The 12,245-nt window shown below is 65.5% G+C and carries 10 protein-coding genes; 7 read left to right on the top strand and 3 right to left on the bottom strand.

Features of this window, described 5'->3' with window-relative positions:
* Positions 1 to 8 precede the first annotated feature (8 nt).
* The gene (locus ACFRAH_RS00970) at positions 9 to 1,469 is read right to left on the bottom strand and encodes an MFS transporter (RefSeq protein ID WP_377989047.1); all 1,461 of its coding nucleotides are present in this window, start codon (positions 1,467 to 1,469) and stop codon (positions 9 to 11) included.
* 235 nt (positions 1,470 to 1,704) lie between these two features.
* Here ACFRAH_RS00970 and ACFRAH_RS00965 point away from each other — a divergent pair, with 235 nt between their 5' ends.
* A complete protein-coding gene (locus ACFRAH_RS00965; RefSeq protein WP_377989045.1) occupies positions 1,705 to 1,929 on the top strand; it encodes a hypothetical protein in 225 nt (74 codons plus the stop codon).
* A 93-nt stretch (positions 1,930 to 2,022) separates the two neighbouring features.
* Here the strand turns inward: ACFRAH_RS00965 and ACFRAH_RS00960 are convergent, their stop codons facing one another.
* Positions 2,023 to 2,385: a cupin domain-containing protein gene (locus ACFRAH_RS00960; protein ID WP_377989043.1), complete on the bottom strand. Its 363-nt coding sequence runs from the start codon at positions 2,383 to 2,385 to the stop codon at positions 2,023 to 2,025.
* Between the two features lie 193 nt (positions 2,386 to 2,578).
* Positions 2,579 to 4,399 (bottom strand): glycoside hydrolase family 15 protein, encoded by a 1,821-nt coding sequence (locus ACFRAH_RS00955; protein ID WP_377989041.1) that lies wholly within the window; start codon positions 4,397 to 4,399, stop codon positions 2,579 to 2,581.
* A gap of 119 nt (positions 4,400 to 4,518) precedes the next feature.
* Between ACFRAH_RS00955 and ACFRAH_RS00950 the strand changes: the two genes are divergently transcribed.
* The 6 genes from ACFRAH_RS00950 to ACFRAH_RS00925 all read left to right on the top strand — a co-directional run bounded on the left by ACFRAH_RS00950 (position 4,519) and on the right by ACFRAH_RS00925 (position 11,770).
* Positions 4,519 to 5,109, top strand: coding sequence for a TetR/AcrR family transcriptional regulator (locus ACFRAH_RS00950; RefSeq protein ID WP_377989039.1), 591 nt, complete (start codon positions 4,519 to 4,521; stop codon positions 5,107 to 5,109).
* A gap of 161 nt (positions 5,110 to 5,270) precedes the next feature.
* Positions 5,271 to 5,402 (top strand): hypothetical protein, encoded by a 132-nt coding sequence (locus ACFRAH_RS00945; RefSeq protein ID WP_377989037.1) that lies wholly within the window; start codon positions 5,271 to 5,273, stop codon positions 5,400 to 5,402.
* Entirely contained in the window at positions 5,399 to 6,895 is a 1,497-nt protein-coding gene (locus ACFRAH_RS00940) for an aldehyde dehydrogenase family protein (protein ID WP_377989035.1), read from the top strand. The genes ACFRAH_RS00945 and ACFRAH_RS00940 overlap by 4 nt, the downstream gene beginning before the upstream one ends.
* Complete coding sequence (locus tag ACFRAH_RS00935) at positions 6,896 to 8,536, top strand: GMC family oxidoreductase (protein ID WP_377989033.1); 1,641 nt, start codon at positions 6,896 to 6,898, stop codon at positions 8,534 to 8,536. It begins immediately after the preceding gene.
* A gap of 293 nt (positions 8,537 to 8,829) precedes the next feature.
* Positions 8,830 to 10,446, top strand: a complete 1,617-nt coding sequence (locus ACFRAH_RS00930; RefSeq protein ID WP_377989031.1) for an APC family permease — start codon at positions 8,830 to 8,832, stop codon at positions 10,444 to 10,446.
* Between the two features lie 82 nt (positions 10,447 to 10,528).
* Positions 10,529 to 11,770, top strand: coding sequence for an NAD(P)/FAD-dependent oxidoreductase (locus ACFRAH_RS00925; protein ID WP_377989029.1), 1,242 nt, complete (start codon positions 10,529 to 10,531; stop codon positions 11,768 to 11,770).
* Positions 11,771 to 12,245 lie beyond the last annotated feature (475 nt).

Below are 12,245 nucleotides of genomic sequence, written 5' to 3'. Positions count from 1 at the left end.
CGACGGTCCTAATCCTGTGAGGAAGCCACGTTGGCCTTGGCGGCCGCGCCGGGGGCGCTGCTCCTGTCCGCTGTGCCAGGCATCGCGATGACGGCAATGACGGTGAGTATGGCGCTCACCAGTACGGCAAGGAACACGGCGGTCGACGCCGACACGATCGTCCGTGGGTCGGAGGCGCCGCCGGGGGCGCCGGCGTAGATCGCGTTGGCCACCGCTCCGAAAACGGCCACGCCGATGGAGCTGCCGATCGAACGGGCAAAGAGATTGGTGCCGGTGACAACGCCGCGCTCATTCCATTCAACACTTGACTGGGCGGCAATGAGGCTCGGCGTCGCCACCAGCCCCAGTCCAAGTCCGACGACGAAGCAGCCTGCCGCTGCCACCAGGACGCTGGGTGCCGGGGCAGTGAGCGCAAGAACGGCCGTACCGATGACTGTGACCGTGACGCCGATCAAAGCTGTCCGCCGGAACCCGATCCGAAGATAGAAGCGGCCCGCCTGCGAGGCACTGATCGGCCAGCCGATGGTCAAGGCCGCCAGGGCGAGCCCGGCCAGGATCGGGGAGGTCGACAGGGCTCCTTCGAGATAGGTGGGAACGTAGGAGGTGAGGCCAAGCATGACCGCACCGACGCCGAAAGCGATCATGGCGGTCGTGGCCAGCAGCCGGCGCGACACGACCCACGTCGGCAGGACCGGCTCCGCGGCCCTCCGCTCCACGAGGACGAACACGGCGAACAGGATTGCTCCGACGGCAAAAACCGCGATGCTGGCGGAAGAGTTCCAGGCCCACGCCTGGCCGCCTTCGAGGGCACCAAGGATCAGCAGGCTGAGCGAGACTGTCAGCAGTGCCGCCCCCAGATAGTCGATCCGGTGCTTCGTTCGCCCGATGTCCTCGTGGAAGGCCCGGACCAGCGTCCATCCTGCCAGCAGGCACAGCGGGATGTTCACGAGGAAGATCCCGCGCCAGATGCCCAGTGAGGCGAACACGCCCCCGAGCGTCGGACCAACGACGGAGGATACCGCCCACACGCTGGCGAGGTAGCCCTGCACCTTTGCCCGCTCGGCCAGCGTGTAGATGTCGCCGGCGATGGTGATCGCCACCGGCTGGACTGCTCCGGCGCCCAGGCCCTGCAGCACCCGGAACGCAATGAGGGCGGGCATGCTCCAGGCCACTCCGCAGAGGACTGAACCGAGCAGGAAAAGGCCGATGCCGCTGAGGATGATCGGCTTGCGGCCGACGACGTCAGAGAGTTTTGCGTAGACCGGCACCGAGACAGCCTGCGCCAGCAGGTAGGCCGAGAAAAGCCACGGGAAGGAGGTGAAGCCGCCGACGTCCTCCACGATCGACGGCACCGCCGTGGCAACGATCGTCGAATCGATCGCCACCAGGCCTGTAGAGAGCATCAGGGCAATCAGGATCGGTCCCCGCTGGGAACGGAATCCCACTCCTTCGGCAGCCGTCGTCGTCATTAATCCCAATCCGTTGTCATCCACAGCACTGTTCGCGCACGGAGACCGGTTACGGCCCCAAAGTGGATAACTGCCCCAGCCTCAGAATTAGTCCCGGCGGCGAGCATTACGGACTTTAGGAAAACTTGGCCAAAAGATGTTCGAATCCGGCCCCTTGCCTGATCAATTCTTGAGCGTGGCCCGGCAAAGTCACTTATGGCACAGCCAAAGCACCAGGCGCAGGAAGGGCAGGACGATGAACACCAGGACTGTACTCACCAGTCAGCACACCAACAGTCACTGGACCGCCGCCGACGTGAGGGAAAAGCTCGGGCGCGAGCTGGAATCTGATCCTGGCCTGGCCGAATTCCTTGCCGCAGCCCCCAACATGGCGCGCGCCCTCAAGGCTGTCCTGAACCTGGACCTCGGCGAACTCGCCGAGCGGCTGGTGCGCGCGGAAATCAGCGACATTCTCCACTGACCGGAGCTCCGCCAGCCGGGCGCGGGGCCGGTGCCAGTGGTTGCCGGATTTTCGGTATATACCCCCAGGCAATGCCGAAAATCCGGCACCGACTCAGGCGTTGAAGATGACGAAGAACTTCCTGATCCGTTCCTGGATTTCCCAGGTTCCCTGCCATCCGATGGGGAAGAAGCCGGCCGTTCCAGCCTCCAGGGTGACGGGCTCGCCTCCGTCCTCTGTGACCACCATGCGTCCTTCAAGGACGTGGATCACCTCTCCGCGCTCCAGGAATTCCCACCGCGAGAGGCCCGGGTCGGCTTCCCAGACGCCGGAGAGGATGCGGGAGTCGTCGCTGGCAAAGGGAATGCCAATTCGCGTGGGAATCTCGTCGCCAAGCACCTCGGCCAGCGGAGGGCCAAGCGGGGCTTCGTCCAGCTTCCCCTTGAAGAGTTCCGTGGGCTGGAAGGTTTTGCTCATTGGATGTACCTTTCTACTGCTGTTCGGCGCTATGGAATATGCCCTTACCTCCCCCAAAGGGTGGGCCTAACATCCATCGTCCTGTCTTTCGCAGCGAGGCAAAACACTCATTCGGGACAGTTTTAACTACCCGTTTGGGTCGGCATCGAGCCAGCATGCCAGCGGCGGGAATGCCGCGGCCGCTGTTCCGGGATCAGACTTTCGCTTCCGCGGCCATGCTCAGCAGGTCTACGCCGTGCATGGCGTCCGCAGCCCGGACGAGTGCCAGGTGCGAGAACGCCTGCGGGAAGTTGCCGGCCATCCGCATCGCCTTGGTGGCGTACTCCTCACTCAGCAGGCCAAGTTCATTGGCGAAGCCCACCAGCTTGTCCATGAGGTTCTTCGCCTCGGCCATGCGGCCAGTGCGCGCGTACTGTTCGACCAGCCAAAAGGAACACGCAAGGAAGGGGTGCTCGCCCGGGTCCAGCCCGTCAACGCCGGTCTCCGTGCGGTAGCGCAGCAACAGGCCGTCCTCGGTAAGGAGTTCCTCCTCCAGCCGGGCAACGGTTCCCAGCATCCGCTCATCGTTGTAGGGAAGGAACCCAACCTGGGGCATGACCAGCAGGGCCGCATCTGTTTGCTGGCCGCCGTACGTCTGCGTGAAGGAATTGAGGTCCGGGTCGAATCCCTCACGGATGATTTCCTCGCGCAGCCGCTCGCGCAGGTGTTCCCAGTGGTCAGCAGGTCCGTCCAGGCCATGGTTCCGGACCGCGCGGATGCCGCAGTCAAAGGCAGCCCACATCATGACCCGTGAATGCGTAAAGAACTGCGGATCCCCGCGCATCTCCCACAGGCCAAAGTCCTTGTCCTCGATGTGTTTCTCAACAAACCCGAGCAGGATCTGCTGAAGCGTCCAGGAGAAGTGGTCTTCCTTGCCGCCGGCCAGGCGGAGCCTTTCAAGCGCGACCATCACCTCGCCCACGACGTCAGCCTGAAACTGTGCCACCGCAGCGTTTCCAATGCGGACGGGCCGCGAGTCCTGATAACCGGGCAAATGGTCGAGGACACGCTCCGGCAATTCACGTTCCCCGCCGATGCCATACATGATCTGCAGGTCTTCGGGGTCGCCGGCGAGGGCACGGAGCAGCCAGTTACGCCAGTGCAGGGCTTCAGTCTCATAGCCGTGGGTAAGCATGGATTCCAGCGTCAAGGCAGCGTCGCGCAGCCAGCAGAACCGGTAGTCCCAGTTCCGTGGCCCGCCAAATTCCTCCGGCAGGGACGTGGTGGGTGCTGCAACGATGCCGCCTGTCTCATAATTCGTCAGCGCCCTGAGCACCAACAGCGAACGCTTCACCGCGCCTCCGTAGGGGCCATCGGAACGGCAGTGGCTCCCCCACCGCGTCCAGTAATCGATAGCCAGTTCGAGCGCAGCGTCAAAATCGACCGCAGGAGGGACGGGCCGGTGTGAAGGAAACCACGTCAGCTCAAAGTCGACAACCTGCCCTTGCGCCACCTCGAATTCACCGGAGTGCCCATGCGCGTGCGCCTCCGGCAAATGCGGTCCCCGCAGCGCAACAGCGTCCGGGCCGGCCATGGCCAGAAGCACTGTTCCACCGGCAGCGGCGCCGTCCTGGATCCGCCGGCTCCACGGCACAACTGTCCCGTACCCCAGGCGGATGATGAGCTCCTGGTACATCTCGACGCGCCCCTCCAGCCCGGTGACCCGGCGAAGAACTGACGAGCCCGTATGCCCCACCGGCATGAAGTCCGTGACCCGGACCCGTCCCGTTGGCGTCTTCCAGACTGTTTCCAGCACGAAGGTTGAATCGACGTACTGCCATCCCACTACTGCTGCTTCAGAGTTAAGGGGCGCCAGCAGCCAGCGGCCGTGGTTCTCGATTCCCAGCAGGGAACTGAACAGCGACGGGGAGTCGAACCGCGGGAAGCAGAGCCAGTCAACGCTCCCGGATCGGGAGATCAGGGGCCCCGTCTGGAGGTCCGACAGCAGTGCATAGTCCTCAATGGGAGCGGCCATGGATTTACTAAAGCACAACTGGCTTCTCCCCGTCAGGCTGCAGGCGGAAATTGTCCCGGGTCCGTGACGTCCCTTGTCAGCGAGATGCACTCGGTCAGGTTTCCCAATAGTCTGGCCGGGTGGATACAAGCACCGTGAACCCCGGCGAACAGCTTGGCAGGCAGTCGCGCATACTCGAAGCCGTGCTGGACCTGCTGTCGCGCCACGGGATTTCCGGTGTCAACATGCGCGCTGTCGCGAGGGAAGCCGGCGTCGCACTGGGGCTGGTGAACTACTACTACGAGGACAAATCGAGCCTGATCCGCGCCGCCCTGCACCGCATGGACGAGCACGACCTCTTGCTGGTCGCGCCCGACCCCGCCTCGTCCCCGGATGAACAGCTCCGCAAAGCCCTCAAGCGGGTTGCGGCCGCGGAACTGCTGACCACCCGGTACCTTTCCCTGCGCCTTCACCTTTGGGCGCTCGCCCAAGCCCATGAGGACTTTGCACTGATCAACGCGGCCGCGTTCGAGCGGTATCTGGACGGACTTGCCGCGCTGATCGGGAACGCCAAACCCGAACTTTCGCAAGATGAGTGCCGGCAGCGCGCAGACGACATCGTCGTCATACAAAACGGCATGTGGCTAACCGCGCTGCTTGGCATAGACAGCGCAGCCATCCAAAGAAGCATCGCCCGCACGGAGCAGATCGCCTTCGCCGCCGCGAACTAGCGCAACTGCGTAACAGGGCACCAGCGGGCCAGCGCACTCAGCGGCCTGGCCGCCCGCCCGTCCCCGAGACATCCCCTCCTGCCGCGACGGTCATGAACATTCTTGAACATTTGTTCATGCCAAACCTTGAACACCTGTTCAATTTCTACTAACCTGCATTTATGACCTACGCCACACCCGCCCAGTGCGTCGTGGCCATCGGATCCGCCCGATCCGTCGAAAACGTCCCGCTCAATGCCGACCGGGAGACCGACTGCAGGCCCGTCGCCGTACTACTGGAGGAGACCCTATGACCAATACCGCATCCACCCTGTTCATCAATGGCTCGTGGGAGCCGGCGAGCTCCGGCGCGGTTCGCCAGATCCGCAACCCGGCCGACGGCGAACTGGTCGCCACGGTGTCAGAAGCCGGCCGGGACGATGCCGGCCGCGCCATCGCTGCGGCCCGTGCCGCCTTCGACTCCGGCGTCTGGGCCGCGGTCCCGGCACCCGAGCGCGGCGCCTTCCTGCTCAAGGTGGCCGCAGGACTGCGCGAACGGCGTGAGAAGTTCGCCCGCGCCGAGTCGCTGGACACCGGAAAGCGGATCATCGAGAGCCGGATCGACATGGACGACGTCGCCGCCTGCTTCGAATACTTCGGAAGGCTCGCCGGGCAGCAGGCGGGCCGCATGGTCGACGCCGGGGATCCCGCCGTCGTGAGCCGGATCGCCTACGAGCCGGTGGGCGTCTGCGGACTGATCACGCCGTGGAACTACCCGCTGCTCCAGGCGGCGTGGAAGATCGCGCCCGCCCTGGCCGCCGGCTGCACCTTCGTCCTCAAGCCCTCCGAACTGACCCCGTCCACCGCCATCCTGGCCATGCAGCTGCTGCAGGACCTGGGCCTGCCGGACGGCGTCGCCAACCTGGTGACCGGGGCCGGCGCGGAGGCAGGCGCACCGCTCTCGGAGCACCCCGGCGTCGACCTGGTCTCTTTCACCGGCGGGCTGGAGACCGGCAAGCGCATCGCGGCAGCCGCTGCCGGCACGGTGAAGAAGGTGGCGCTGGAGCTCGGCGGCAAGAACCCCAACGTGGTGTTCGCCGACGCGGACTTCGACGCCGCCGTCGACAATGCGCTCAACGGGGCGTTTGTGCATTCCGGACAGGTCTGCTCCGCCGGCGCGCGGCTGGTGGTCGAGGAATCGATCGCCGAACGCTTCGTTGACGAGCTGGTCCGCCGCGCGCAGGATATCCGCCTGGGCGGCCCCTTCGACGAGGCCGCAGAAACCGGGCCGCTGATTTCCGCGGCCCACCGCGACAAGGTCCACTCCTACGTCCAGCGCGGCGTGGACGAGGGTGCGCGGCTGCGGTGCGGCGGCGCGGCCCCCGCAGGGCAGAAGTACGACGCCGGTTTCTACTACCAGCCAACCGTCCTGGACCGCGTGCGCAAGGGAATGTCCGTCGTCGTGGACGAGGCGTTCGGCCCGGTGGTGACGGTCGAGACCTTCCGCACCGAGGACGAGGCCGTGGCGACCGCCAACGACACGATCTACGGGCTTGCCGGCGCCGTCTGGACCCAGGATGCCGGCAAGGCGCAGCGCGTGGCAGGCCGGCTGCGGCACGGCACCGTCTGGATCAACGACTACCACCCCTACCTCCCCCAGGCCGAGTGGGGCGGCTTCGGCCAGTCCGGCGTCGGCCGCGAACTTGGCCCAACCGGCCTCGCCGAATACCAGGAAGCCAAGCACATCTACCAGAACACCAGCCCGCAGGCGACCGGCTGGTTCGCTGACCACAGCAAGGAGAACTAGATGCACACCGACAACGTCGAGAGCCTCAATGGCCGAGAGTTCGACTACATCGTCATCGGCGGCGGATCCGCCGGCGCCGCCGTCGCCGCAAGGCTAAGCGAGGACCCGGCCGTGTCCGTGGCACTGGTGGAGGCCGGCCCGGACGACCGCGGCATACCCGAGATCCTGCAGCTCGACCGCTGGATGGAGCTGCTGGAGTCCGGCTACGACTGGGACTACCCGATCGAACCGCAGGAGAACGGCAACTCCTTCATGCGGCACGCCCGGGCGAAGGTCATGGGCGGCTGCTCCAGCCACAACTCCTGCATCGCCTTCTGGGCCCCGCGCGAAGACCTGGACGAGTGGGAGTCCAAATACGGTGCCGCCGGCTGGAACGCTGAGGCCGCCTGGCCGCTGTACCAGCGGCTGGAGACCAACGAGGACGCCGGCCCGGACGCGCCGCACCACGGCGACTCGGGCCCCGTGCACCTAATGAACGTGCCCCCGGCGGACCCCGCCGGCGTCGCGCTCCTGGACGCCTGCGAACAGTCAGGCATACCGCGCGCGCAGTTCAACACCGGAACCACCGTGGTCAACGGCGCCAACTTCTTCCAGATCAACCGCCGCGCGGACGGCACCCGCTCCTCCAGCTCGGTCTCCTACATCCACCCGATCATCGAGCGCGCGAACTTCACCCTGCTGACCGGCCTGCGTGCCCGCCAGCTGGTGTTCGACGCCGATAAGCGGTGCACCGGCGTCGACGTCGTGGACTCGGCGTTCGGCAGGACCCACCGGCTTTCCGCGCGCTGCGAGGTGGTCCTGTCCACCGGCGCCATCGATTCGCCGAAGCTGCTCATGCTCTCCGGGATCGGCCCGGCCGCGCACTTGGCAGAACATGGAATCGAGGTCCTGGTCGACTCCCCCGGCGTCGGCGAGCACCTGCAGGACCACCCCGAAGGCGTGGTGCAGTTCGAAGCCAAGCAGCCGATGGTGCAGTCCTCGACGCAGTGGTGGGAGATCGGCATCTTCACACCCACCGAGAGCGGCCTGGACCGCCCGGACCTGATGATGCACTACGGCTCCGTCCCGTTCGACATGAACACCCTCCGGTACGGCTACCCCACCACGGAGAACGGCTTCAGCCTCACCCCGAACGTCACGCACGCCCGCTCGCGCGGCACGGTCCGGCTGCGCAGCCGCGACTTCCGCGACAAGCCCATGGTCGACCCGCGGTACTTCACCGATCCGGAGGGCCACGACATGCGCGTCATGGTCGCGGGAATCCGCAAGGCCCGCGAAATCGCCGCCCAGCCCGCCATGGCCGGATGGACCGGCCGTGAGCTCTCCCCGGGCATCGAGGCGCAGACCGACGAGGACCTGCAGGACTACATCCGCAAAACGCACAACACCGTATACCACCCCGTCGGCACCGTCCGCATGGGCCCGGCCGGCGACGTTATGTCGCCGCTGGACCCGGAGCTGCAGGTTAAAGGCGTCACCGGCCTGCGCGTCGCCGACGCCTCCGTCATGCCGGAGCACGTCACGGTCAACCCCAACATCACCGTCATGATGATCGGTGAACGCTGCGCGGACCTCATCCGCGCGAGCCGCAGCGGTGAAACAGCGACGGCGGAGGCGGAGCTCAGCGCGGCCCTCGCCTGAGCGGCAGCTTCATTCGCCCGCATCCGGCGCAACTATGATTGAACATTCGTTCACAAGCAAGCCTTGAACACATGTTCAGCATCGACTAGCCTGCTTACTATGACCCACGCCACACACAACGGAGTCCGAGGCGTGTGTCCATAAGTTTCAGCGGCCAGTCAACAGCAATGGGGGAAGACGGCCGGGCGCCGCAGCGCGGTGCCCGGCCCGTCGATTTCAGCAGTGTGATTTAATCTGCGTCCAATGGAGGCCGCGGGTAATCACCAACGTGCTTTTCTGACTTAGGAGTTCAGATGTTGGAACCCAGCAAGAGTACTGATTCAAGCGGCATGGACGAATTCGGCTATGCCCAGACCCTGGACCGGAGCATCGGCAAGTTCGCCAGCTTCGCCGCAGGCGTCAGCTACATCTCCATCCTCACCGGTGTTTTTCAACTGTTCTACTTTGGTTTCTCCATGGCCGGCCCGGCATACGCCTGGTCCTGGCCCATCGTTTTCGTCGGCCAGCTGATGGTGGCGCTGTGCTTTGCCGAACTGGCCGGCCGCTATCCCGTGGCCGGCTCGGTCTACAACTGGGCCAAGCGGCTCGCCTCGGGCACTTCGGCCTGGCTCGCCGGCTGGCTGCTGCTGCTGTCCTCGATCATGGCGCTGGGGTCCGTGGCACTGGCCCTGCAGATCACCCTGCCGCAGCTCTGGTCCGGCTTCCAGATCGTCGGTGACGGCACCGGCACGTACGACTTTGCCCTTAACGGGGTTCTGCTCGCCACCATCATGATCGCCATCTCCACGCTCATCAACGCGTTCGGCGTGAAGCTCATGACCCGGATCAACAGCATCGGAGTCTTCGTCGAGCTGATCGCGGCCGTGCTGCTGATCCTCGCGCTGGGCTGGCACGTGGTGCGGGGCCCGGAGGTCTTCTTCGACACTGCCGGCTTCGGCGAAGGCCACGACCTTGGCTTCTTCGGTGTGTTCCTCATCGGCGCCATGGCCTCCGGCTACGTCATGTACGGCTTTGACACCGCCAGCTCCCTCGGCGAGGAGACGAAGGACCCCAAGCGCACGGCACCGAAAGCCATCCTGCGGGCCGTCACGGCATCCTTCGTGCTGGGCGGGCTGATCCTGCTCTTCGGCATCCTGGCTGCGCCGGACCTCACCGACCCCAAGGTGGGGGCTGCCGACGGCGGCCTGCAGCACATCGTGCTCTCCGTCCTCGGCGGCCCCTTTGGCAAGGCGTTTCTCGCCTGCATCGTGGTGGCCGTGGTGGTCTGCACGCTGGCCGTCCACGCCGCTGCGATCCGCATGATGTTCGCCATGGCGCGGGACAACAACCTGCCGTTCAGCCGGCAGCTCAGCAAGGTGGACCCGGTCCGCAAGACACCCACCGTCGCAGCCATCGTGATCGGCGTAATTGCCGTTATCCCGCTGCTGGTCAACGTCATGCAGCCGGCCATTTTCACCATTCTGTCCAGCATCAGCATCGTCCTGATCTACCTGTCCTACCTGCTGGTGACGGTTCCCCTGCTGCGCAAGCGGCTCGCCAGGAAGTGGCCGCTGCTCGATGACCGTTCGGAAGCCGGCTTCAGCATGGGCAAGTGGGGGCTGCCCGTGAACATCCTTGCGGTCCTGTGGGGCGGGGCCATGACGCTGAACCTGGTCTGGCCGCGCCCGGAAATCTACAACTCCGTGCCGCCGTTCGAGTGGTACCTGCAGTGGGGCGGGGTCATCTTCGTCGCCGCTGTCACCGCAGGCGGTGCCCTGCTGTACCGCTTCAAGATCCGGCACCAGACCGGCGTCCTGGCCGAGCACGCCGCTGCCGTCCCGGCAGCTGCGGAGTTGTCCTCTGCCGACATCGACAGCGAAATCACTGATGCCCTGGCAGTCAATGCCGTCACGGCAAACGAAGGCTCGTAGGCCGCAAAGATAAGGGGCATTCGGGTGCGGCCGCACCCGAATGCCCCTGTTGCACGTTTGCCTGGCGGGGTATGTTGCACGAATGGACGATACATATCAGGTCATCGTGGTCGGCGGTGGGTTTGCCGGCATGACCGCAGCAGAGCACCTCGGCCGTAACGGCATCCGTGTACTCCTTATCGACGCGAACAACTATCACCAGTTCCAGCCCCTGCTGTACCAGGTGGCTGCGTCGCAGATCGGTGTGTCCGCCGTGGCCCGGCCATTGCGCTCCGTGTTCCGCGGCTCGCAGAAAGTCCGGGTCCTCACCGCGGAGGTGACGGCAATAGATTCCGCCACCCGCACCGTCACCACTGTCGACGGGTCCCGTTACCAGGCACGGATCCTGGTCATCGCCGCCGGCGCCGTGCCGAACTTCTTCAACACCCCGGGCGCCGAAGAACATGCCTACCCGCTGTATTCCGTGGCCGATGCCACGCGGCTGAGCGCCGCCCTCACCACCGTCCTGGACGAGACAGACCGTGCGCACACGGGCAATGCCGACGTGATCGTCGTCGGCGGCGGCCCCACTGGCGTGGAGACGTCCGGCGCCCTCGCCGAGAACATCAAATACCTAGTGCCGAAGTATTTTTCGCCGGACCTTGCCGCGAGGTGCCGCGTCCATCTCGTGGACATGGTGCCGAATGTGCTGATGGCGTTCTCCGCGAAATCACAGGCCTATACCCGTGACCGGCTGGTGAAGCTGGGCGTCCAACTGCACATGGGCCAGGGCGTAACCGAGGTCCGTGCCGACGGTGTGACGCTCGCGGACGGGACGGTCATTCCGGGGCAGATCGTCGTCTGGGCCGGCGGCCTGAAGGGCGGAAAAATCATCGCCGGCTCGGGCCTCCCGCAGGGCAAGGGCGGGCGCATCGACGTGCTGCCGGACCTGACCGCGCCCGGCGTTGAAGGCGTCTATGTCCTGGGCGACTCCGCCAACATCACCGACGCCACTGGCGCCAAACTTCCCCAGCTCGGCTCGGTTGCCGAGCAGTCCGGCAAATGGGCCGCCCGCAATATCCAGGCTGACCTTGCCGGCGGTTCCCGCCAGCCCTTCGCCTACTGGGACAAGGGCTACATGGCCATGGTCGGCCGCGGCGCCGCAGTCGCCGAGCTGGGCCGCAAGCGGATCCAACTGCAAGGCCCCCTGGCGTTCCTTTCGTGGCTCGGCGTTCACCTCGCCTTGCTCCCCGGCACCCAGCAGAAGATCCGCGCACTTTCGTCCTGGGTTACTGGCTACGTCACGCACAGTCCGTCACACGTCGTCGTCGGACGGCCCGACTAGGAGCCCGTCCGAGGCGGCCGCCGCCGGCCAGAACACCATCCACGCAGCCCCGGGCTGCTCCTTGAAACGCATGTACTAGCTCCGACCTGATCACAAATACCGTCATCCCCGGCCCCTCCGGGGCGCCTTTAGCGTGCCCGCGGCCATTGGGCCAACCGTTGCTGCTGTCAATCGCGCCACGCGCCGACCCCCTCATTTAGGGGTGCCAGTTCATTTCTCACGGTCGGCTCCCACTTTTTCGCAGGGCCCGCCACAGACAGTGGGGTGGTCAAGGGGGTCCCGATGTATTCCCCAGCTGCATCGGACTTGGCCTAGTCCAGCAACGGTAAAAGACAGGTCTCAAATAACATGCGCGATCAACATAGAACTGGGGCGTTGACCCGTGTCCTGGCTGCAAAGCCGGGCATTCCATTGCAGCACCGGCGCGGGTTGAGTGCTCTTCTCTCGGCGGTCCTTGTGTTCGCCGGGATATCCG

The sequence above is a fragment of the Arthrobacter sp. NPDC056727 genome (assembly GCF_042790555.1).
Classification (GTDB): Bacteria; Actinomycetota; Actinomycetes; order Actinomycetales; family Micrococcaceae; genus Arthrobacter.
Note: the sequence above shows the minus strand (reverse complement) of the source record. Positions and strands in the feature narration are given on the sequence as shown.